This window comes from Hymenobacter roseosalivarius DSM 11622, assembly GCF_900176135.1.
Classification (GTDB): domain Bacteria; phylum Bacteroidota; class Bacteroidia; order Cytophagales; family Hymenobacteraceae; genus Hymenobacter; species Hymenobacter roseosalivarius.
Genome location: NZ_FWWW01000010.1, coordinates 1 through 21,188 on the forward strand (window position 1 = coordinate 1; position 21,188 = coordinate 21,188).

General features: G+C 57.2%; 19 protein-coding genes and 1 pseudogene. 9 read left to right on the plus strand and 11 right to left on the minus strand.

Going from position 1 to position 21,188, the window contains the following annotated elements:
- Positions 1 to 144 precede the first annotated feature (144 nt).
- A complete protein-coding gene (locus tag B9A24_RS00405) occupies positions 145 to 756 on the plus strand; it encodes a recombinase family protein (RefSeq protein ID WP_084443085.1) in 612 nt (203 codons plus the stop codon).
- 135 nt (positions 757 to 891) lie between these two features.
- On the opposite strand, the gene B9A24_RS00410 is transcribed toward B9A24_RS00405, so the two are convergent.
- The 3 genes from B9A24_RS00410 to B9A24_RS00420 form a co-directional block, all read right to left on the minus strand.
- A complete protein-coding gene (locus B9A24_RS00410; protein ID WP_084443087.1) occupies positions 892 to 2,013 on the minus strand; it encodes a hypothetical protein in 1,122 nt (373 codons plus the stop codon).
- The gene (locus B9A24_RS00415) at positions 2,010 to 2,645 is read right to left on the minus strand and encodes an ABC transporter ATP-binding protein (RefSeq protein ID WP_084443090.1); all 636 of its coding nucleotides are present in this window, start codon (positions 2,643 to 2,645) and stop codon (positions 2,010 to 2,012) included. The genes B9A24_RS00410 and B9A24_RS00415 overlap by 4 nt, the downstream gene beginning before the upstream one ends.
- A 366-nt stretch (positions 2,646 to 3,011) precedes the next feature.
- The gene (locus B9A24_RS00420) at positions 3,012 to 3,524 is read right to left on the minus strand and encodes a hypothetical protein (protein ID WP_143434663.1); all 513 of its coding nucleotides are present in this window, start codon (positions 3,522 to 3,524) and stop codon (positions 3,012 to 3,014) included.
- A 653-nt stretch (positions 3,525 to 4,177) separates the two neighbouring features.
- On the opposite strand from B9A24_RS00420, the gene B9A24_RS00425 reads away from it, so the two are divergent.
- Complete coding sequence (locus B9A24_RS00425) at positions 4,178 to 8,332, plus strand: FG-GAP-like repeat-containing protein (RefSeq protein WP_084443094.1); 4,155 nt, start codon at positions 4,178 to 4,180, stop codon at positions 8,330 to 8,332.
- A 123-nt stretch (positions 8,333 to 8,455) separates the two neighbouring features.
- The gene (locus tag B9A24_RS00430) at positions 8,456 to 9,964 is read left to right on the plus strand and encodes an IS1182 family transposase (RefSeq protein WP_084443096.1); all 1,509 of its coding nucleotides are present in this window, start codon (positions 8,456 to 8,458) and stop codon (positions 9,962 to 9,964) included.
- 149 nt (positions 9,965 to 10,113) lie between these two features.
- Here the strand turns inward: B9A24_RS00430 and B9A24_RS00435 are convergent, their stop codons facing one another.
- Positions 10,114 to 10,776, minus strand: coding sequence for a DUF6624 domain-containing protein (locus B9A24_RS00435; protein WP_084443098.1), 663 nt, complete (start codon positions 10,774 to 10,776; stop codon positions 10,114 to 10,116).
- Positions 10,777 to 11,325: 549 nt separating this feature from the next.
- On the opposite strand from B9A24_RS00435, the gene B9A24_RS00440 reads away from it, so the two are divergent.
- The gene (locus B9A24_RS00440) at positions 11,326 to 11,787 is read left to right on the plus strand and encodes a hypothetical protein (RefSeq protein WP_084443101.1); all 462 of its coding nucleotides are present in this window, start codon (positions 11,326 to 11,328) and stop codon (positions 11,785 to 11,787) included.
- A gap of 177 nt (positions 11,788 to 11,964) precedes the next feature.
- Here the strand turns inward: B9A24_RS00440 and B9A24_RS00445 are convergent, their stop codons facing one another.
- Positions 11,965 to 12,465, minus strand: a complete 501-nt coding sequence (locus B9A24_RS00445) for a hypothetical protein (RefSeq protein WP_084443103.1) — start codon at positions 12,463 to 12,465, stop codon at positions 11,965 to 11,967.
- Between the two features lie 534 nt (positions 12,466 to 12,999).
- Between B9A24_RS00445 and B9A24_RS00450 the strand changes: the two genes are divergently transcribed.
- Both B9A24_RS00450 and B9A24_RS21400 read left to right on the plus strand, forming a co-directional pair.
- Positions 13,000 to 13,263 (plus strand): hypothetical protein, encoded by a 264-nt coding sequence (locus B9A24_RS00450; protein ID WP_143434664.1) that lies wholly within the window; start codon positions 13,000 to 13,002, stop codon positions 13,261 to 13,263.
- 206 nt (positions 13,264 to 13,469) lie between these two features.
- Positions 13,470 to 13,715 (plus strand): hypothetical protein, encoded by a 246-nt coding sequence (locus B9A24_RS21400; protein ID WP_143434665.1) that lies wholly within the window; start codon positions 13,470 to 13,472, stop codon positions 13,713 to 13,715.
- Between the two features lie 144 nt (positions 13,716 to 13,859).
- On the opposite strand, the gene B9A24_RS00460 is transcribed toward B9A24_RS21400, so the two are convergent.
- Complete coding sequence (locus B9A24_RS00460; RefSeq protein ID WP_084443108.1) at positions 13,860 to 14,168, minus strand: hypothetical protein; 309 nt, start codon at positions 14,166 to 14,168, stop codon at positions 13,860 to 13,862.
- 214 nt (positions 14,169 to 14,382) lie between these two features.
- On the opposite strand from B9A24_RS00460, the gene B9A24_RS00465 reads away from it, so the two are divergent.
- Positions 14,383 to 15,018 (plus strand): hypothetical protein, encoded by a 636-nt coding sequence (locus B9A24_RS00465; protein WP_143434666.1) that lies wholly within the window; start codon positions 14,383 to 14,385, stop codon positions 15,016 to 15,018.
- A gap of 61 nt (positions 15,019 to 15,079) precedes the next feature.
- Here the strand turns inward: B9A24_RS00465 and B9A24_RS00470 are convergent, their stop codons facing one another.
- Positions 15,080 to 15,529 carry a DUF4262 domain-containing protein gene (locus B9A24_RS00470; RefSeq protein WP_084443110.1) on the minus strand — a complete coding sequence of 150 codons (450 nt, stop codon included), beginning with the start codon at positions 15,527 to 15,529 and terminating at the stop codon, positions 15,080 to 15,082.
- Positions 15,530 to 15,635: 106 nt separating this feature from the next.
- On the opposite strand from B9A24_RS00470, the gene B9A24_RS00475 reads away from it, so the two are divergent.
- Together B9A24_RS00475 and B9A24_RS00480 are read left to right on the plus strand one after the other, a co-directional pair.
- Positions 15,636 to 16,118 (plus strand): SMI1/KNR4 family protein, encoded by a 483-nt coding sequence (locus B9A24_RS00475; RefSeq protein WP_084443111.1) that lies wholly within the window; start codon positions 15,636 to 15,638, stop codon positions 16,116 to 16,118.
- A 234-nt stretch (positions 16,119 to 16,352) separates the two neighbouring features.
- The gene (locus tag B9A24_RS00480; protein WP_143434667.1) at positions 16,353 to 16,775 is read left to right on the plus strand and encodes a hypothetical protein; all 423 of its coding nucleotides are present in this window, start codon (positions 16,353 to 16,355) and stop codon (positions 16,773 to 16,775) included.
- A 361-nt stretch (positions 16,776 to 17,136) separates the two neighbouring features.
- Here the strand turns inward: B9A24_RS00480 and B9A24_RS00485 are convergent, their stop codons facing one another.
- The 4 genes and pseudogenes from B9A24_RS00485 to B9A24_RS21900 all read right to left on the minus strand — a co-directional run.
- Complete coding sequence (locus B9A24_RS00485) at positions 17,137 to 17,574, minus strand: hypothetical protein (RefSeq protein ID WP_084443113.1); 438 nt, start codon at positions 17,572 to 17,574, stop codon at positions 17,137 to 17,139.
- 554 nt (positions 17,575 to 18,128) lie between these two features.
- On the minus strand, positions 18,129 to 19,658 hold the full coding sequence (locus tag B9A24_RS00490; protein WP_084443115.1) for a hypothetical protein: 1,530 nt from the start codon (positions 19,656 to 19,658) through the stop codon (positions 18,129 to 18,131).
- Between the two features lie 223 nt (positions 19,659 to 19,881).
- A complete protein-coding gene (locus B9A24_RS00495) occupies positions 19,882 to 20,400 on the minus strand; it encodes a hypothetical protein (RefSeq protein ID WP_084443117.1) in 519 nt (172 codons plus the stop codon).
- 341 nt (positions 20,401 to 20,741) lie between these two features.
- Positions 20,742 to 21,188, minus strand: a pseudogene (locus B9A24_RS21900) (TonB-dependent receptor); the annotation flags it as partial.

A 21,188-nucleotide genomic window follows, 5' to 3' on the forward strand; every position in this document is an offset into this window, starting at 1 on the left:
CGAACGTATTTCTGTACAAACCGGCGACCAGCCGGCCCAACGAAGAAGTCGAACCAGAAGCCGCCGATTTGGTACAGAAAACTTGTTCAGCAATCAACGTACAGAAAAGCCTACCTTCGGCACGGATACCCTGTACTTTGCCCCATGAACATCGGCTACGCCCGCGTCTCCACCCGCGACCAGAATCTGGAACTGCAACTCGATGCCCTGACCAAAGCGGGCTGCGAAACCATTTACCAGGAAAAAGTGTCCGGGGCCAGCGCCAGCCGCCCGGAGCTGGAGCGACTGCTGAGCCGGCTGCGCCCCGGCGACACGGTCACCATCTACAAGCTCGACCGGTTGGGGCGCTCGCTCAAGCACCTGCTACAGGTGGTGGGCGACTTGCAGCAACTCGGGGTGGGCTTGGTTTCCCTCACCGACGCCATCAACACGACCTCCGCTCAGGGTCGGCTCGTCTTTAATCTGTTCGCCTCGCTGGCGGAATTTGAGCGCGAGCTGATTCGCGAGCGCACCCACGCCGGGCTGGCCGCGGCCCGGGCCCGGGGGCGGGTCGGCGGCCGCCAGCGGGGCCTCTCGGAAGAAGCCGAGCGCACGGCCATCATTGCCGAAACGCTCTACCGCGAGCAGCAACTCGGCGTCAACGAGATTGCCCAGCGTCTACATATCTCCAAAGTCACGCTCTACAAATACCTACGCCATCGTCAGGTGGTCATCCATGCCCACCGCAAACCAGCCCCGGTCAACCCCTCCGTTTAACCGTTGTACCAACCTTTTAACCAAGCCAAATTTACTTTAAACCCCCTAAGCTGTCCAGCGTAATCGGGCCACCTCAGTCCTTCTTCTGTCCGTTATGCCTAGACCACCTCAAAAGAGACTTGGCAGACAGCTCCTTCAGTCAGCGTACTGATGCCGGTACACCAAGGCCCATGCAGCTAAGGCGGCACTAACGGCAAGCGGAATCGTCAAACCAAACAAAACGACGAATAGCATCAGGATGAACAAACCGAATACGAACCGTAGGTAGTAACTGATCTGCTGTCCAATCCGATACAGCATAGCCCGGAATAATAGCGTTACGCTTAGCGTCAGCAAGATGCCGACCATGGCCTGCTGTAGCTGAAAAGCTGCCACAAGCCATACCAGCTCGGGCACCAGTAGCAAGCAATACAGCACGGTTTGCTGGCTCAGTACCTGCCCGGAGGAGTAAGGAAAATTGCGGGCGAAACGCAGGTAGACTTCCTCAAACTCGTGGGATTGATACACCAACACGGCGTGCGACAAGGCTACACATAAGCTGAGCAGGCCGAGCAAGCGGATATCGGCATGCGCGGCGGGAAATACCTGGTAGAGCAGAATAACGCAGGCGAATGACACCAATTTGGTAATGCCCAGCGGTACTTTTTTACGAGTGACTACCTCGTACAAGAATAAGATACCTAAGGGCTTAGGCCGGTTTTTTAGCCAATTGAAGCGGGGAGATTGTCCCGTCTCTATGGTCGTTTGATTAATCAGCCGAACGTAGTACAGGGCTCCGCTGAAAATCAGGATCACTACGTATACGGGAATGAGCAGCGGGACGAGCCAGTACCCATACATCACCCCGATAACGATAGTGTAGGCCCCCATGATAATAATGGGAAGCGAGGTGACCAGCTGCACCACCGCCCACGCGCGGACTTGGCGCGACTGGCGAAGCGCGTTGGTGCTGTAGAAGAGAAACTGCACGTCGGGCTCTTTCAGCCGCCGGGCGGCGTACTGCCAAGTTTTTAGGCTGTAAAGCAGGAAAACCACGAAGAGGATGCCCGTTCCCAACGGATTTCTGACCGTGGCCAGCACCAACTTGAGGGCGGTTGCAAGGATTTGGTCGGGCGTGAGGTGGGTCTGGTTAAGGACGTTGGTATAGAAGAAATTACTAAAGACTAGGATAAGCAGGAAGAATAATAAGCCGGTATGTTCCCGGTAAAAACTTTTAGCTACCAGTTTAATCAGTGTGCGGGGCAGGGTGCTGCTCATCCGTTGTGGCGTAGGGTGGCGTGCTCGATGATGATTTCTTGCACATTGGGCAACATAGTGCCCTCGAACGGCTGGTGCGACGATAGTAAAAAGGTGGTGCCGTGTTGCTGATGCTGGTCGGCAATCCAGGAATAGAGGATGGGCAGCGACTCCACGTCCAGCGTGGTCAGCGGCTCGTCGAGCAGAATGCAGGCGGGGCGGCCCAGAAAGGCCAGCACCAAGGAGAGCTTTTTCAGCATGCCGCTCGAATAGGTGCCCACCGGCTCGTTGAGGTAGTGGGTCATGTGCATGCTTTCCACGTAGGGCTGTTCCTGCTGCGCGGGGGCCTTTTTGGCAACCTTAAATAAGCCGATAAGCTCGCTACCGGTCAGAAAATCGGGGAAGATGGGTTCGGCCTCGGCAAAATTGACGGCGCTACGGTAAGCCTGCGGCTGCTTGTGCAAGGTTAGCCTGTCGTTCAGCTGAATCTCCCCCGCAAAGGAGGTGATGCCCGCCAGGGCTTTTAGAAAGGTGCTTTTGCCCGAGCCGTTGCTCCCGCGAATCCAGTAAATACCAGATGAGATGGTAAAGTCGTCAATTGTCAGTACCGGGCGGCCGAAATAGGACTTACGAAAATGATTGATGCGCAACATTCAGGGACAAGGTAGGCAGTATTTGCTGAGCGTCAGATCGGCCGAAAACGTCGAGGACAATATAATACTACACGGGGTAGCGCAAGAGTAGAAACAGAAATGCCGGTAGGACCGGGGTGTCGACTTTTAGCGGATTAATGTATCTCGAAAAACGGGCGTGGCTGTTGCAGAACCTCTAGTTATATCTACAATCTCTGCTGCCTTGCGGCATTACAGAAAAAAGAAGTTGCAAAAAGGGCCGTTTTTGGTGCTCATTCGGTGCGATAGCCAGGAACGCCAGGCCGGGGTACGGGTTCTGCAACAGCCACGATGACTTTCTAACTCCCTACTGGGTTCGTCTGGCAAGGCCGGCAGCGGTGGCAAGCCTCACTCGACGGCTTGGTGACGGATGGCCGCTTCGGCCGATTCTGGCTTAACCCAACCCTTGATTTGTTGGATAAGGCCGTTGTTCTGGTAGCCATTGGCCAGCTTTTTCCGCTTCTGATAGAAGGTGGTAAAGTAATAGTGGCCGCTGAGCGAATGGTAGCGGGCAACGCCCTCCCCTAGTTGGTGGAAGCTCACACTGTCCCTCCGGGGCACTCCCTGCAGGGTGAGTTGCTCGACCGTGTGGGCCTGGGGGTTGAGCGCCACACGTAGGTGCAACAAGCCGTCGGGCTCGTCCAGCACGGGTAGCGTGGCCGCGTATACCGTATCCTCGCGACGGATGTCCGTGGGCTGCACGCGCCGGTAGGCGGAGTCCGGGCCGGGCGTGAAGGACTGGCCCGTCCCCGCCGCGAGGAGCACGCCCTCGGCGGCGGGGGGCGCCGCAGCGGGGGGCGCCGAGCAGTCGCTTAGGCCGAGGGAGGCGAGCAGCAATAGGAAAAGGCAGAAACGAGGCATGGGGGCAGGCAACGAGCGGGCGAGTAGAAAGCAAGACACCGGAAAGCATTCGGCCAGCTAGCCGTTCCCAGCAACGAGCCCCCAATAATAACCCTCCTTTTTCGGAAAAACAGGCTGGTGGTCAAGGTGCGCCTCAAGCAAGGACCAGGTTGATAGGGTAGGAACGACCCGTTGTAAAAGGCCAACGCCCTGATAAGGTCCGATAACGCCGCCCGCTTTATCAGTCCTTACCTATTTTGGCATAGGGAGCGTGCCCATTCGACTTGTCGGCAAAAGTGTGTCTTTGAAAAAGGTCCTTTTTTGAACTGGTAGTGACTGGCTCAGCTACTGGCAGCGTTAAGCACCGGGGAGACGCGAACTGAGCCGTGGCGCTTAGCAGGAGGGGTCAGCAAGTCCAGTTCAGAAAGCTACCCGCCCCTTTCTTTCGGGCCCTAGTTGTTGGCCCTCCATTTCCGCTCGTTTGGTACCCCGTAGATAGAATAAATCGTAAGCCCGGAAGTGATGACTTGTTGAGCCCCGTTCCCATGCACACACCTACTCTTCCCTAAACTTGCAGAATGTTCTTTGCCCGGTGAGGCTTTGTGCCTATATTTGAAAGTTTATATTATAACGAGCGCTAATCGCCGTCTCGTCCCTGCTTTATTCTATTCTGAATGAAAAAACCTTTACGTATCCTAAATCGCTCGCTTACGCCCTTCATTAAGCAGGTAAGTCAGAGGTTTCTACTGACTCCTGGTCCCGGGCTACTCGTTGGGCTGGCAGTGCTCTGGAGCATATTCGGTTCCAGCCCGTTGGCCGCCCAACAGTTTACCCTCACGCAGATGACGCCGGGGCGTCACACGGGCACGGTACCCTTACAAACCGCGCCAGTCCTTACTTTTTCGAATCCTCTCGGAACGGAAACAAATGTTGGCCAAGCAGTACGTTTTTTTAGTGCCCAACGGGGTGGGTTGCTTCCCGGCACCTACCGTCCGGCGGGGAATACCCTAACCTTTACCCCCACCTTGCCCTTCCGGCCCGGTGAAGTAATTCAAGCCAGCGTAACTACGCAAGTACTGAATGCGGCGGGGGCAGCGCTGGCCCAGGGGCAAGTCTATCAGTTCACGACGGCCGTGGCGCCGGCACTGGGCACGTTTGCCGCTGGCGCTTTCAACGATCCCGTGCTGGAAGTAGAAATCCTCGGGGTTGCCGCGGCCGATTTTAATGGCGATGGCATCGTCGATGTCGCCACCGGGGGGCGCTCAGGCAATATTACGGTCAGCCTGGGAGACGGAACCGGGCGCTTGCCCACTTCTGCCGCCTACTTTTTGGGCGGCGCCTATATTTCCGTCACGGCCGCCGACATCAACGGGGATGGACACCTCGACATCCTGGCCCCGAGAGTGCGGGAGGGGGATGTGAATATTCTGCTTAATAACGGGCAGGGGAAGTTTAGCCAAAGCGCGCGGGTAACTGTAGCGCAGGATGCCCGCGCCGTCGCCATGGCGGATTTGGATAGCGATGGTGATCTGGATATGGTCGTGGCGGGTTATAGTGGCTACGTGTCCATCCGCTACAATAACGGCAGCGGGCAGTTTAGCAGCAATAATAACGTGGATATTCCCCTCAACACGCCCCATGGGGTAGCCAGTGGCGACGTGGATAGTGATGGGGACCTGGATATTGCCATCACCAGTTACGTCGCCGGGACGGTCACCATTTTACGCAACAACGGGAATCGTACGTTTACCCCGGGTCCGGCGCTGCCCACGGGGGCTTCTCCCATGAGTGTGGCGTTCGGCGATATTAATGGCGACGGGCGTTTAGATCTGTTGGTGGCTAACTACGGCAGTGCGTATGTCAGCGTGGCGACGGGCAACAATAGCGGTACCTTTCAACCCCTGCAGAACGTGCCGGTTCCAAACCCGGCCGATGTCGTGCTGGGCGACGTGGATGGGGACGGGGACTTGGACTTCGCCTCGAACCCGTATAGTGGCAATGGCACTTCCAATGGCCGCGGCGTAGCCATCCGCCTGAACAATGGGCAGGGACAGTTTAGCGGGACGCAGCAAGTGCCGCTGGGACCGAATTATACGGCCTCGAACTCCACCTTGGGCTGCGCGCTGGCGGACATGAACGGCGATGGCACCCTGGACCTGGTCGCCCCGGGAACACCAGGCGCTTCCTCCGGCCGGACAATCGCCGTGCGCCTTAATTCTCCCACCACGACGCTGAGCTCTTCCATCGACGCCTTTTGCGGCGGCGCCAATACGGGCACCCTGACGCTTACCGCGCCCTATGGCACTATCCTGCGCTACCAAGCCGATAACGGGGCCGGCTTCAAGGATTTACCCGGGGTAAATACGAGTAGTACCTATACGTTTGTCGACCAGACCACGTCCACTACGTATCGGGCCGTGATGCTTACGCCGGAACTACGCGAAATTTATTCCAACCCGGTTACGGTGGCCGTGAACCCCATCCCCAGCCCGAGCCTGACCTTGCTGACGGGTAATTCCTTTTGCGGGTCTGGCATCTTAACGCTACAGGCCACCCAAGGCACGGGATATTCTTATCAGTATCTGCTGAATGGCAATCCTATCCCCGGCGCTACGGCGGCGCGCTATTCGGCCACGGTAAGTAGTAGTGGCCAGTATCAAGTAGTAATCACCAGCTCGGCTGGGTGCTCGGCCACGTCAACCCCTTCCCAGGTCTACGTGACCCCCATTCCGGCGACCCCAACGCTCACGGCAACGACCCAAGACGATGGGGCCGTCCGGCTGACCAGCAGTGCTCCAAGTGGTAGTAGGTTGTATGCATTCTACCGAAATGGGCTACAAGTAAATTTAACGACTAAGCCAGAATACTTGGTTTCGGATGCCACGCAAAGTGGCTGGTATACCGTGAAGGCCCTCGCAGTCAACGGCAGTTGCACTTCCGCGGCTTCCAATGAGGTACAAGTCCAGGTTACCCCCGTCGCCATTACCTGGACGGGGGCCATTAGTACGGCGTGGAATGAGGCCGGAAACTGGTCCGCGGGGCGCGTGCCGACCATAACGGATCGGGTGCTGATTCCAGCGGGTACGCTCCGCCCGCCGGTGCTGGAGCAAGAACAGACCGTGGCCATCCAGGCGCTGCGCGTCGCCCCGGGGGCCACCTTCTCCCTCACCAGGGGCGCCTTGGAGATTTCCGGCCCAATCACGCTGGAGGGCACCTTCACGCAGACCGGCGGGCAACTGCGCTGCACCGGCAGTACTGCGCAGACCTTTATGGGTTCCGCTACTTCCGTCTTCAGTGACGTAGTGATAGGACCGGCCGGCGTAACGGCCGGGGGCAGAATAGCCGTGCAGGGCCTGCTCACCCTGCGCGGGACCTTGGTAAGTAATGGCGCCTTGCTCTTACTTTCTACGCCGACCGGTACGGCCCTGGTGGTCAACGACGGGGGGGCTATCCAGGGAAACACGACGGTGCAACGCACCCTGGATGCCAGTTGGAATCCCGGGCTGGGCGATCGCTACTACAGCGCTCCCGTTGCCAGCACCACGGTCGCCGATCTGGCTACCCCGGGCTTCGCGCCCGTCATTAATCCCGATTTTAACCGGCAGGGCGCCGGTGTCACTCCCGTCCCGACGGTGTACGGCTATGATCAGGACCGGTTAAGCAGCACCCCCGTAGCCTCCCAGCGCTTTGAACAAGGCTACTTTTCTCCCGCCAGCTTGACTGATAAGCTGGTAAGTGGCCGGGGCTATCGGGTGAATCTAGCCGCCAATAATCGGGTTGAGTTCGTTGGAACCCTGAATACGGGCACTATTGCGGTCGGCCCCTTACCCCGGGGAGAGGAAGTAAATTCTGGCTGGCACTTGCTGGGAAACCCCTATCCCTCTCCCTTAGATTGGAAGAAAGTGCGGCTAAACCTGCCTCCCGGTGTCATCCCGGCGGTGTACGTGTATACCTCCCGTGATCAGTATACGGGTACCTATCAGGTCTATCAAAATGGCTTTGGGACGTTGCCCCGTGGGCAAATAGACCCTATGCAGGGCTTCTTTATCCGCGTCTCGCAGCCCGTCCCGGCCTTTAGCTTTCTCGACACGTGGCGTAGCACCACCTTTCCAGCGCCGGCCCCCGTGGAGACGCGTTCGGCGGTAGAGTTGAATTTAGTCTCGGCGCAGGGCGCGGTGGATGCAGCCTTTATCTATTTCGAGGACGGGGCCAGCGCGGGGGTGGATGACCGCTATGATGCCGAGAAGCTGCCGAATACGACGGGCCTTAACCTCGCCTCCTTGGCGTCGGGCCGGAGCCTAGCCGTGAATGGCCTTCCGGCCTTTACGGGCACCAGCGTCGTCCCGCTGGCCGTGGAAGTACCGATAGCGGGAACCTACACGCTGGAGGCGAAGTCTGTGCTAAACTTAGGGGTAACCGAGGTGTATCTGCAGGATGGGCTCACGGGCCAGCAAATTAACTTAAGACAACAGCCCCGCTACAGTTTCTCCGCTACCAAGGCGGAATGGCTAAAGGACCGCTTTACGCTGCGCTTGGGTCCTCTTTCCGTTCTAGCTAGCCAGTCTGCCGTCACCCCAGTCTCTGTCACCGTGTTCCCTAACCCGGCGCAGGAACAGTTCACGGTCGTCTTACCGGCCGTCAGCGGGAAGCAACTGGCGGAGGTTCAGCTCTACACCTTAGTAGGCCAACGGGTACGGGAATCCCAGGTCAAGCTAGGAGTAGCCCAGACCCACACGAGCGTGCCGGTGGCGGACCTGCCGGTGGGAGTATATGTCTTACGCATATATATCGGCGATGCCCTCGTGACGAAACAGGTAGTAATTCAATAAGGCAGACGCACTGGTCCGCAGAACAACAACCGGGTTGGGTAGATAAGGATCGTATGCGTCCTTCGGTAAACGGTCGTGGCTGTTGCAGAAGTCCCTGACAGGTAGGTTAGTCGTATAAAGCGAATGCAAGGCAAGAAAGACTTCCACGACAAAGTCAGCACGCACTTTCGCCTCTCGGAGCGGGTGCCGACGCATAATTTTTACCGCCGCTTGGGCGACGTGTTGGACTGGGAGTTTTTGCGCCAGCAGACCCGCCCGGTCTACAGCCATACGGGGCAGCCCTCGCTGGACCCGGTTGTCTTTTTCAAGTTGGTGCTGGTGGGGCGCCTGGAAAATATTGTCAGTGACCGGCGACTAATCGAGCAGTGTGCCCTGCGACTGGATATTCTCTACTTTCTGGGCTACGAAGTGGACGAGGACTTGCCCTGGCACTCGACCATTAGCCGCACGCGCCAGCTCTATCCCGCCGCCGTGTTCGAGCACCTGTTTGACCAGGTATTTCGCCAGTGCGTACGCGCCGGGCTAGTAGCTGGCGATACGCAGGTCGTCGACTCAGCCCCCGTTAAAGCGGCGGCTTCGCTCGATAGTCTGCGGGAGAAGCAAGCGACGCTAGCTCCCTCGTTAACGGTAGCCGGCGAGCCGGTAACTCCTGCGCCTGCGGCTGCCGTGCGCTCCGCGCCCGCCCACCAGCTGCGCCGCGAGGCGACCCGACGGGCCAAGCGGCAAGGTGCGCCAGGTGGGCTGGGCGCCCGGCACCCCAAAGCGCAGTTGCTGAGCAACAAAACGCACTACAGTCCCACCGACCCCGAGGCGCGTATTTCCGTCAAGCCGGGCAAAGCCCGCGCCCTCAATTACCTCTGTAGCGTGGCCGTGGATACGGCCACCGGCATCATCAGCCACATCCAAGCTGATTTTGCGGACCGCCGCGACAGTACGCACTTACCCGGCCTGGTGCCGCTACTGCAAACGCGCTTAGTAGCGAATGAATTGACCTTGCGGGACTTCGTGGCCGATACGGGGTACTCCAACGGCTTCAATTATGCCTTCCTCGAACAGCAGGGCGTTACCCCCTGGATTCCGGTTTTTGGGGCCTATAAGCCAGTCGCGGAAGGGTTCACCTACGAGGCCGAAGCCGATGCTTTTCGCTGCCCAGCCGGCAAATTATTGCCCTTCCGCAACTTCGCCACTAGTCAAGATGGCAACTGGGTTAAGAACTATCGGGCGGCCTATCAGGACTGCCAGCAGTGCCCCTTAAAGATGAGTTGTACGCCGGCGGCCCCGCAACAAAAGTTCGTGCGCTCGGCCTTTGATACCGCTTATCGCCGCGCTTGGCACCGCCAGCGCAGTCGGGCGGGCCAGCGGATGCGGGTGGTCCGGCAACGCACCGTCGAGCCCGTTTTTGGCAGCCTGCTCCACCATTACGGGCTGCGACGGGTCGGCACTAAGGGGCGGGTAGCTGCCCATAAGGCGATGTTGCTCAGTGCTATCGCCTACAATTTAAAGAAGCTACTCAAGCACCAGCCGAAGCGGGTAGTGAGCCTGGCGCTAGCCCTCCAACCAGGGCTGCAGCGGCAGAGTAAAAGCCTTTTTAGGGTCTGGTTATTAGCTGACTATTCCTACTCCGTGCTGTAGCTTGATTGGCTAGCAGCTGGCGCCGAGTTCTGCAACAGCCACGACCGTTTGCAACTTGTAAAAGGGCATAACGGCGTATTTAAATCACCGTTTCTCTAAACTTACATTCGCAGCACGGCGGGCTGGTTCAGGTGGCGGCAGGGAGATTGCTATTTGGGCATTTTAGCTACATCCTCTAAGGTTAACACTTTATAAGAAGTACCTAACCTAGCGGCGTTTTCCTCAACCGTAGTTTTAAATCCAGCTTGCTTACGACGTTGATTTACTTGCGCTGCATTCTGAATAGGCCAGATGAACCACTCCTTATTATTATAATTCTGAGCCTGCGTACCGTAGAGTTGTTCTTTATTTTCGAACATGAGCTGACGGTCCAGCATCGTGGCGTACAGCCGGAAGGGCAGTTCCCCTGTTTCAGCAGCCGTCTTCATCATCGGCAAGTACTGTGGGATGAGCGCTGGTGCGTGCTGAATTACACTCCATGCGGCCTCATTGGTCGGTGCACCGACGAGCGATTTGCCTGGGTAGCCATACTGTTTCAAAATGGCTTGTACGCGCGTCAGGTTCGTCGCATCGGTTCGTATCATCTGGCCCATGATGGCACTGTTAAGTCCTTCCTTCGAAACGCCGAGCGCGGCGGCCAGCGAATCCGGGCGGCGGTTTAGCCTTGGACTGAACAGCATGGCTCGGTAGCGCTGGTCCACCTCATAAAGGCTATCTAACTCGTGTTTGAGCCGCAAGTTGGGTGTCGTCTGGGCCACGGCCGGGAAGGCGAGCCAGCCGAGTAGAACGAGTGCGTTCAGGAAGTGTCTCATGTCCGCAAAGTAAGTAACCGGGGAATAAATGGCTTCTTTCGGTGAACACCTAACAACTGCCCAGCACCAGGTGATAGTAGGCCATTGCAGGGCTGGAGGAGTTTAAGAAACCCGTCTACGATTCAAAATTTACGAAACGCGCCGAGGGGATGAGTTTCGTAAACGCCCAAACTGGTACCTGGTCCCCCGGCAAAGTACCACGCCGGCCGCGCCCCGGCCGAAAGCCAAAACCCGTACTTATTTCGGGAAGTGTCCGACAACTCTTGTTATGATAAGCGATAAAACCGAGATAGAAGTAAATGAAGGTGAGCCTCCTTATCGTTAGAAAATTTCAATTTGTCCTCTAATTTCGCCCGGATGAGATATCGCTCCGTTGTGGGGATCCTACTAACGCTCGCTTGGGGGATTACTGGATGCCCTCATGCCTCCCCAGATAGGACAAGCGATGTGCTCCCTCCCTCCCCCGAGGTCACTGCTTCTTCTCCCCGTTCCGCGTCAGAAGTGGCGTGTGTCTTACCCATTTATCAGCTTGATGACGTTCGCCAACGCTTGTTACCGGCGTCTCGCCTAACCAGTACGGCCGTAGCGCAACTGGTGCGCTCCAACCCGCAGTTACCGGCCCCCTTCCGGGACTATCATCCTTATGTGGCGCTGAGTGCCCTCGATACGGTGCATTGTGCGGCCTTTACCTTAGTGACCGTGCTCTACCAAAGCGAAGATTGCTGCGAGGATCTGTACTACCTCACGTTTGCAGCCGGCACGCAGCAACTCCTGGATTGGCGACAAGTGGCCTCTCGCGGCATGGATGGGCAATGGCAGGCCGAAGCGACCCTGCACCGGGACGTGATAGGTCGACTAGTGGTCACCGAGCTGGTGGACGAGAGCGAGGACGAAGGCCCCACCTACTATCGGGATTCCGTGGTGATCGCCTATACCATATCCCCTCAGGGTCATTTTAGGAGTACCCGCTTGGATAGCATCCGAACCAATCGGACGCGAACTATTCAGTAGGGTGCAGCTGCGAGAGGCAGAACCAGCTTACTAGATCAGAGGAGATAAGCTCAGGGGGTGTGGACTAAACATATCCTAGAAGTCGAATTACGTTAAGTAGAAGCTATTCAACCTAGCATATATTGCACATTCTAGTCACAAGCAGAATCGCTGAGTGCCCACACTTGTAATAAAGGGCTAAACCACCCAATCCGTAACCCTCAAGAGCAGCTTGCCACTTACGGAGAACGTTCTGCCCCCAGAAGACCACGACGAGGGATACGGCGTCACTGTAATGCGCCGTTCGACCTGCTGCGCCCGTTTGTTGTACACCAAGCACTTGCTCGTTGCAAGCAACTCAGCCACCACATGCAGCCGCTTCGCCAGCAGCTTATCAGCCCGTGTGAGAGACTGCTTGCCGGTGGCGAGTCCGCGGACCGCCCTCAACAACTGTTGGTCCTCGTCCAAGTGGTACCGCTGCACCCATTGCCCTAACGTGTTGCGCAACGCTTCCAGCGACGTGAGGACCACAAACTCATCCGTTTCGAGCAGCACGACGAGTTCGCTGGCCTGTACTGCAGGCAGCTCTTCCAAGGCCAGCGTTCTGTCGTAGGCTTCTTCTGGCTGGCACGAGGGCAGGGCCAGCAGCAAACTGCTGCCTACAAGCAAGGGAATAAAGCCTTTCGGATGCAGCCACATAGACAACGGTGCCGCGCTAAGCCAATACTCCCGCGGTGTTCACCGGTTCAAGGTTGCAAAAATTCCTTTACCCAACACGCCCTTGTCTGCTGGGGAAAAAGCACTTAACCTGACACGCCATTAGGATGTAGCTGTTGCAAGGCTCCCCACATCAGCTGGGTCAAGAAGCGCACGTCATCATCCATTGGTAACAACCAAGACAGGCTTGTTTTTCCCGAGCATGCTTAAACTAGACAAAAGGCAGAAAAGGGCCTACTGCCAGCCTGTCGGGTTTCTGAGAATCGTTGCTTAACATAACAATGGGTATCCGACATGCCTAGAAAGAAACTTGTGGCCTAAATGGCCTCGTAATAAGACTAATTGAAGACGTCCGAAAAGTTGAATTACGTTAAGTAACTTGTCGAAGCGATCGCGTGAGCAGCGGTACCTAAGCCAATCAGGCTTGTCGGCCAGTGGAGCCGGGCAGTGGATTCGGACGTAGGTGCCTACCAACTGCCCTTTTATTACCGCTTAGCAGCCGAACCCATGGTGCGTATGACGCTTACTGTATTTGCCGACCTCAACGCCTTTCTAGGAGAGTGGGACCCCATCGGCATGCCTAAGGGACTAGAACTAGACGAGTATCAAATGTATGTTCCTGGCCTGTTAGCGGCCTATAATAAGGGGCAAACGGTCGAACGTTTCCTGCTCTGGGTGTATGAGCAGCAAATCGGCTTTGAGGTGAACGAGGAGTTTTGGGCCTTCACCAGGCCGTTAGCGGAGCGAATCACTCAGTATTTACGAGCTCACGAAGAATAAAGGCACCCCGCCGGGCCACCCTTTAACGGGGGAGGCGAAGGCAAATGCCAAAAACAGGTCGGGTTAAACCACAGAAAAACGAAAGCTACATGGCGAAGGATGACACCATCAGTGCGGTTGTGGGAAGATTATTTTTGGCCCTAGCTGGCGTCGTACTCGTGGTCTATGGAATCGCCAAAGTGGGCTATGCTATCCTAAAGGCTGACTTGCCGGCATTCTTAGAAACGATGGTAGAAACGGCGAAAAACCAGGAGGAAGTCCTGACGAAACTAGGCGGCTACAAGGCCTACGAATACACCTTTAATAAGCATGACTTGGCCAAGGATACGCTTCCCTATGAGGTAATCGTAAAAGGCGACACGGCCTATCTGCTCATTCGGGGGTACGCGACCAAGAAAAAGGATGATTGGGTTCCCGTTATTAAGGATTCTACTTTTCATTCTTACGAGTAATCGGTAGGGAGACGCCCCGCCCCGCAGCGTTCTACTCCAGGCAGAAGACGGGAGGAAGTAATCGAAGTATATAGCTGAGGCCGCACGTGGTGTTTCTGTTGGACTTATTCCGGTACAGCTGAGGGCGGACCGGCTTATCGGCACTTATCCTTTGTTGCTGGGTGTAACGAGGGAAGCTACTTTGGACGGAACCTCCACCCCCGCGGGCCGCGACCAAAGCCCCCAAAAGTCGATGGCGGTCTCGTCGGGCATTAGCAGCTCCCAGGCCTTCAATACTTCCTCGGCATCCTCGCCCGCATTCATGCACTGATGCGTGAAGGGAGGCGGGCAATACTGGTTCCACATCCCCGCGATCACTCCCAGGGCCTGGTATAATTGCGCCTCCCGGGCGGCCAGTTGGGCCCGTAACGCCTCATTCTCGCCTTGTAAGGCACCGGTTGGGGTTGTTTCCATTCTCTAAGGTACTGCGGCTCGCATTACCTGTTCGCGCAAATGGTGGTTCCAGTTGACGCTCCGGAGCCTAGTAAAGCACCACCCGCGCGGGCCGGCCTCCTTAGGGCGATTCCAAGAAAGTACTTAACGCCCCTGTTATACCTGTTATAGTAAGAACTCATTCCGCCAAACAAGACCAGCTGATAGAGATCCGTATGTTGCTTTTTGTCTACTTTTGGCGTCACGCAGAAAGGCGAGCAGCCTGCTTTTTTCTCTCCTAGGTACTCGTCAGCTTCCTGGGGCAGACACCCGAAGCTTTCACCCCCGCTGCCCGCTGCCCATGAACGACCTGCAGGCGCTTGTCCGTGCCATCCTTCACACTAATGTCCCGCAGGTTCGGGCCATCATCCAGGCCACGCCTGAGGTATTGCTCCGCACAACGAGCAACCACCAATACCCGATCGAGTTAGCCAAAGACAAGGGCCATAAAGCCATCGAAACCGCCATTGCTCGTCAGCTGGACGTGACCCAGTTCTACTCGGGAAAGGAGTTACAACGGCTGCTCGTCGATTACCTGGCCGAAGTCAGCGAGCACTACTTTTGCGCAGGCTGGAGGGATTCCCTCGAATTTGAGGTGTGGGCCGTGGTCCAGCAGGATTCCGTGGCAAGCGCCAATCCGCGCTTCTGGAATGCCCCCCTGGATCCGGAACAACTAGCCGACTTGACCTTCCTGGCCAATAAAACCGGCTGCTGGGCCACCTGGTCGGATGCTGCAGTCGATAGCCCCCAGGCAGGTGTACGCGTTGTTCCGCTGCCGCACTGGGAGGCCATATATCGGACGTGGCAAGACGCACAGTTTCTTACCCCGTGACAGTTCACTTCCTCCTTAGTTTAGTAAATCGGTCATTTACATAATGGGCCTTCTAAGACCGTTAAGGCTGATACAAGAGCTCTTGATTGGCCGTGGTAAAGGCATAGCCCCCTTGCCCTGGGAAACGCATCTTAGCGTCGGGCCACACACACTGGAGCACGGGAAAGTCGGTTCCTTGATAGAACACCAGGGCTCGTCCAAAATAGGCCTCATAGTGCTCTGGCAATACCGTCTTAAACAGGCAGGGGGAGCCTCCGAGCACATCGTCATAGACTACATCTTCCTGGCGTCGTATCCCTCGGGCCGCATCGTCCCCAATCTCATTCAGAAGGGCGTGGGCCACGTCATGATCTAAGCCTGAGAGAACCACTTCCGGGTGGCCAAAAGTCCCGAATAAGCCGACCGTATAGGAAAAGGGTGGCAAGGCATCACCGTCACCCATAATGTTGAAGACCAGCCAGCGGTGCTGCTGGATATTATCGGCTAACTCTTGGTGGGTGCGATTCTGCACAGCTATGGAATGAATTCAGGTTCGGCGCTAGCGAGCGGTGGTACAAGTATCGCGGAAAAATTGCTTAGCACAATGTGATTTCCAGGCCTACTATCTTAGGGCAAGAATGGCTATTGATCTCACCAACTTCTGGGACCCAGCTTCTCCGGCGCCTCCCCCTCTACGGGCTGCGTTCGTGCAGCAGCTCGAACAGCAGCTCGGCGTGCTCCTGCCGCCGGAACTGCTGGCCCTATTAACGCAGCAAAACGGCGGCTATACCCGGGGTTTCGCGTATCTGACCTCGCAGCCGACCTCGTGGGCCGCGCATCATGTGCCGTTCGACGAGCTCTTTGGCCTGGTCCTGCCCCGTGACGCTGGGCCACCAAGTCTGTTGGATACGGCGTACCTGACGCACGAATGGGGGCTACCTGAAAAGCAAGTGGTGCTCAGTGGCGACGGCCATTGGTTCATCACCTTAGATTATCGCCATGGCCCTACCCCCAGCGTGACCTGGATCGACACGGAGATGGACCAAGAGATCCCCTTAGCCGCTAGTTTTGCTGCGTTTCTCGTGGGCCTAGTCGACCGCGATTCGGTACCAGAGGAGTAGCTCGCAGCCTAATCAAATAGTATTTTGGGGATACTTCCACAGCCGTCACTCACCTAGCCGTTCCGCGGAAATATCGCTTAGCATAAGGGGCGTGGCTGTTGCAAAAGTAGAGCAGGAGCCACGCCCCTTATGCTAAGCAATTTTTCCGAGAGTTGGTATATGTATGAAGAAGTACGGTGATATAGCTTTTTTGCAACTTGCTGCCCGCTGAATTTACTTCGCTGCGACTCGACTATGGAGCACCATCTGACTGCTTTCCTAGAAGCCTTTCTTGCCAAACAATACAAACAAAGGCGGCTGTATAGTCCAGCTAGTGATAAGAGAAAGGGAAATCCGTTGTTAGGTATGGATGCCTTATATCGCGAACTAGATGGGCGCTATTGCATCCAGTTACCAAAAGGCACTAAGCAGCAGCAGCAGGTCTTTGTGCGCCAAGCCGTGGCTAAGTATAAGTTATCGACCTGTTACGTGCTGTCAGCCTATGAGCCCTTCAATGAGCAGACTATGCGTATCGATGAAGCGCTGGACAAAATTGTAGGGGATGGCCCGACAACGATCATTTCGTTCATACCCGGCAAAGTAGCCTACTTCGAAGGCCATTCTTTAGGGGATCGGTACCTATGTATTCGGGAGGATAATGCCGTTGGAGCCTACTAGCTATATCACTCCATAAGAGGCATGAAATTGTGACTTTAAGTACAGTTTATCCGTCCGATACGTCGAATTATGTATAGTAGGGACTGTTTGAGGAGTACAGCGCTTTGGCCGCCGCCCGGTCCCCACGGGTGCAGGCTGCCGAGCAGGTGGGCACCGGGCAGAGCCTGTAGCGATTAGAGGTCAATGTAATCAATGTGCGCTATGCGTGGGAGTGGAGGGCGTACACGCGCCGCATTCGCTGGCCGCAAGAAACGTTCGACCTGCACCGGTGCTTGCAGCAAACCGTGCTGGCAGTCGGCTTTCCCCTGTATCAGCGCGAGCGGCCCGAGCGGGCGTACGAGGCGCAGCCGTTGCCGGTGGCTCACCGCTTAACCGACAGGACGACTTGCTTCTCTTCTTTCTTCAAGGAGGCCGGCGCCGCCACGGGCGCCGGGTTCACCTGGTGCAGCCGAAGCACGTAGCGGCGGCTGTTGGCCCGCACCGTGAGGGTATCGCTGCTCGTGGGGCCGCAGTACAAGCACAGCGTGGCCGTTTGCGGACTGCCCTGCTGATCCTCTACGCGCAAGACAGTGGTTACAAAGCCGCCGTCCCCACAGGACGGGCAGCGCTTATCCAGCACGTCGTCCACGGTAACGGTCAACTCCGGCCGCTGCTGGTCGGGCAGGCCGGCACTTTGCGTATACCGAAGAACAAATTTCTCGTCAAATAAAGCGTCCAGATGAGGAGTGCTGTCGCCTCCCTTTTTACAGCTTGCCAGGAGGAGTAAACCCAGGGCAAAAACATAGATGGTGTGCTTCATGGCAAAAAACTATTGTTCTATAGAACGGAAGAGACCCCGTGAACGGAGTTGGTTGCATGCGGGGACAGCCTACAGCACCTAGCAGAATACCGGAAAATACCTTTTCACCGTGTACCGCCACTACGTGGCGGCTGCAGGGCCTAAGCAGCCGCGAGAAAAGCTGAAAAAGACAGCTTTTTAGGCCGCGCATAGTGGGGCTGAAAACTACTCCTATTCCGAGGGGTATAAGGCCCATTATGTATATAAAGGGAGTGTTAAGGAGAATATTGCTGCCGGATAAGGAAGCTTACTACCCCTGCTTCGGCCACTACCGACAGCATCCCGGCCGATGGCTGTTTAGGCCGACTACCCCAACCTTTTTGCTGCTCTCCTTTAGGGTAATTCCAAGGATAGGCTGCGCTTAGGACAAACGAAATTGCTCCTATCAAGCAGGAGCTAACTAGCTCCCGCCCGAAGCGCAAGTACTGATTTAACTGCTCAGCGTATACATCCGCCTCATGGAAAAAGAACCGCAGTACGGACTCCTTCCTTTGCCCGCACGAGCCGACGGTGGCTTAGGGGTTGGTTCGTTCGTATGCCCCTACATCCGGAGTGCTCCGGTTCCGGAGCTTGTTGAGTAAATCGCGGGCGGGAACCGCCAGGGGCAGCGCCACGGAGCGCGAATCGCTCGCGGGGGAGAGCGTATCCAGGCGGTAGTCATAGCGAGTGCCCAGCGCTTGATCAGGAGCGCTGACAAACCGAGGATTGGCCACCGCCACCTGATTGTTGTTGTTGTCGAACCCCAGTTGGTTGCCCGTATCCGTCTTGCCCGCGTATGTTTTGGTCCGCAGAATACTGTTCTCGACTTGTAGGGCAGACCGGTACTCGCTCCCATTCTCAAACAGTAGTTCGTTCTCGTTCGAGCCCCAGACGATGGAATTGGTAATCGTGACCTTGGTCGCGTAGGGCCGGGCAGCCGTCGGCGCCAGGGGCACATTCGTAAACGTCAATGAGGCGTGGTCCCTTCTAAACTGCGGCGTATAATTGGCAATGGTACAGAAGTTCAGCGCGTAGGTACCCCCGATCCCGCGGAGCGCGTACTCCCCGCAGTTAGTGAATAAGCAGTTTTGCACGTCGAAATCGCCGGCAATGCTGAGGATACCCGCCCCCTCAAACTGCTCGCCGCCGCTGGCAAAGGATAACGCGGCCCCGCTCATGTTGCGCAGCACCGTCTGCTCGACCGTCACTTTGGGATGCGGGCCGTTAAGTGGATTATACACCAGGAGCCCGAACGAGGCGTTTTTGATTTCCGCGAAGCGCACCAGATTGTCGCGGCTACTACTAGCATCAAACTGGATGCCCCGCCATTGCCCCGGCAGCTCGTGGTAGCGGCTTTCCAGCCGGTCGCCGGCAAAGCGCACCACGGTCGTCGTATCACTGGGGGAGAGCTCGCCGGGGGGACGGATGTCTTCATTGATGCGCAGCGTCCCGCGTACCAGCAGCGCCGCGCCCGCGTGGGCATAGACCCGGGTACCGGGCTGCAGCCGCAAGGTGACCCCGGCATCGACCACTACCACGCCGTAGAGCACGTGGGGCCGGTTTTTAGGCCACGTGGTGGTGCGGGTGATATGCTCTTCGGGGCCATGGAAGTACGCGTTTTGGCCATACGCGATCAGCGCTACCTGCTGCTCGTTGCCATTGGTGCTAAACAGCACGTGGTCCGCCACCAGAAACGGCTGGTTGCCGGAGGCGCCCGGCCCGAGCACGGCTTTGATGAGAATCAAGAGACTATCGCGGCCCCGAATTTTGAGGTCATGGGCCGTCGGGGTCGGCGCGCCGTTGATGAGCAGCGAGTAGGTGCCCGGCGAAGCATTGGCCAACCGGATGTGGCTGACCTGCACGGCGCGGGCCTGGCGGTTGTACACCCACAGGCGTTTGCTCACGGTACCTACCTGCGCAAACACCGTGTCGAAGAGCACGGTATCGGCCGAAAACGCCAGCTGGGCGGTGCTGTCCGTGGTCAGCAGCTCTTCCTTCGACTCGCAGCCGGGCAGCCCGCACAGCAGCGCCGAACAAATGAACAGGAGCGGGAATAATGAGCGCATGGAGAGAGGGGATTAACAGGCTAAAACAAGAATACCGCTTCGTAAGAAGTCAAAACTATACTAATTCTCAGAAGGTGGGGTTAGCTTCGCTTAGTCGAAGTAACTGCCCTCAGAAGCTGCGCTCGTAGCTCTCGGAGGAAAGGAGCAAACCCCTGCTTTTCTGCGTCCGCTACCCCATCCCCTTCACCTACACGACGAAAAACGCGGTCCTGCTGCCTGCCGGTCACTGGTTCAGTAAAAGGCTCACCGAAAGCCGCAGGGCATAATAGTTTAGCGGGGTGGCGGGCACCGGCACGGGGGATCGGGTGCCGAAGAGATACCAATCGCCTTGGCGCAAGGTGTAGGCATACGACCCAACCAAGCCCACGTCGAGTTGGCGGATACCCGCGGCCTTGAACCCGCGCACGGTATAGTAAACACCCGCGCCCGCAGATAGCGTCATGTGTTGGGACCGAATGGTAAACGAGCCCGCCTGCTGGAAGAGGCTATCGAGGGGAACAACGGCCGTTGGGTCTGGACTATACGTGACGTTTATGAACCGATAGCCGACCCCGACGCTGGGTAGCACCACCTTCACGCGCTGGTCGACCAGTACTTTGTGTAGTTCAAAGCCCACGGTGTGCTGCTGCAACGATAAGGAAGGGGTTGACTGCACCCAATCCGGGAGCGTGAGCGCCTGCTGATAGTACGCCGAGCCGTACCCGAACACCTTGTTGCTGACCAGGACCTGTAGCGTTTGCAAGATGCCCTCCTGCGGCAGGGAAGCGGGGATGTTCGGGAAAAAAAAGTGTTTAACGGATCCACGTCGAAAAGGACGGGCCCCAGGTCAGCCGTTACGCCCCAATAGCGACCAGCGGCGCGGACCGACGTTCCCCCTCGGGTAGGGTCCGCGCCCCGCTGCTGAGCGAGGCTTTGCGGCCGTGGAACCAGCCAGGCCGCCAGGAATAGAGCAACGAAGAAGCGCCTGCGCATAAACCGTATAAGGAGAATAGAAGTACGGGGAGCCGGTCGCCGGTTGGTAGTGGTTGGACTAGCCAGTCGATGAGCACGGGGGCCACCCTAGAGACGGGTCGCTCCGCGCCCTTAGAAGCTGCGTTCATAACTAAGGGCGGGTAGGAGGGGAAATAAGCTCAGCTGGTAGAGCTGCTTCCGCCCCGGGTTGGAGTAGCTCGCCGTTTCGCCCCCACTGTAGTAGATATAGTACGGATTGTGGCGGCTGTAGGCATTGTGGGCCCCCACCCGCCACACCCGCTCGCCGTGCCCGACGGCCCTGGTGAAGGTCGCGCCCAGGTCCAGGCGGTGGTAGGCCCGCAGCCGGTAGCTGTTTTTCTCCCCGTACACTTCGGCCTCGGGATAGAGGTAACGGTCGGCGGCGAAACCAGCGATAAGCCCGTAGCTCTGATCGATGACGTTGTAGGTACCCTGGGCCAGGGTCAGGGCATTGCCCGTCCCGTAAGTCCACGTCGCCGAGAGCGTGATAGCAGGCCGCAGCTGGTAGATGAGCACCACGGACCCATCGTGGCGGCGGTC

What these genes read in the sequence shown, in the direction of transcription:
- B9A24_RS00405 (WP_084443085.1), top strand. Translation starts at nt 145, where the DNA reads ATGAACATCGGCTACGCCCGCGTCTCCACCCGCGACCAGAATCTGGAA.
- B9A24_RS00410 (WP_084443087.1), bottom strand. Translation starts at nt 2,013, where the DNA reads ATGAGCAGCACCCTGCCCCGCACACTGATTAAACTGGTAGCTAAAAGT.
- B9A24_RS00415 (WP_084443090.1), bottom strand. Translation starts at nt 2,645, where the DNA reads ATGTTGCGCATCAATCATTTTCGTAAGTCCTATTTCGGCCGCCCGGTA.
- B9A24_RS00420 (WP_143434663.1), bottom strand. Translation starts at nt 3,524, where the DNA reads ATGCCTCGTTTCTGCCTTTTCCTATTGCTGCTCGCCTCCCTCGGCCTA.
- B9A24_RS00425 (WP_084443094.1), top strand. Translation starts at nt 4,178, where the DNA reads ATGAAAAAACCTTTACGTATCCTAAATCGCTCGCTTACGCCCTTCATT.
- B9A24_RS00430 (WP_084443096.1), top strand. Translation starts at nt 8,456, where the DNA reads ATGCAAGGCAAGAAAGACTTCCACGACAAAGTCAGCACGCACTTTCGC.
- B9A24_RS00435 (WP_084443098.1), bottom strand. Translation starts at nt 10,776, where the DNA reads ATGAGACACTTCCTGAACGCACTCGTTCTACTCGGCTGGCTCGCCTTC.
- B9A24_RS00445 (WP_084443103.1), bottom strand. Translation starts at nt 12,465, where the DNA reads ATGTGGCTGCATCCGAAAGGCTTTATTCCCTTGCTTGTAGGCAGCAGT.
- B9A24_RS00450 (WP_143434664.1), top strand. Translation starts at nt 13,000, where the DNA reads ATGACGCTTACTGTATTTGCCGACCTCAACGCCTTTCTAGGAGAGTGG.
- B9A24_RS00460 (WP_084443108.1), bottom strand. Translation starts at nt 14,168, where the DNA reads ATGGAAACAACCCCAACCGGTGCCTTACAAGGCGAGAATGAGGCGTTA.
- B9A24_RS00475 (WP_084443111.1), top strand. Translation starts at nt 15,636, where the DNA reads ATGGCTATTGATCTCACCAACTTCTGGGACCCAGCTTCTCCGGCGCCT.
- B9A24_RS00480 (WP_143434667.1), top strand. Translation starts at nt 16,353, where the DNA reads ATGGAGCACCATCTGACTGCTTTCCTAGAAGCCTTTCTTGCCAAACAA.
- B9A24_RS00485 (WP_084443113.1), bottom strand. Translation starts at nt 17,574, where the DNA reads ATGAAGCACACCATCTATGTTTTTGCCCTGGGTTTACTCCTCCTGGCA.
- B9A24_RS00490 (WP_084443115.1), bottom strand. Translation starts at nt 19,658, where the DNA reads ATGCGCTCATTATTCCCGCTCCTGTTCATTTGTTCGGCGCTGCTGTGC.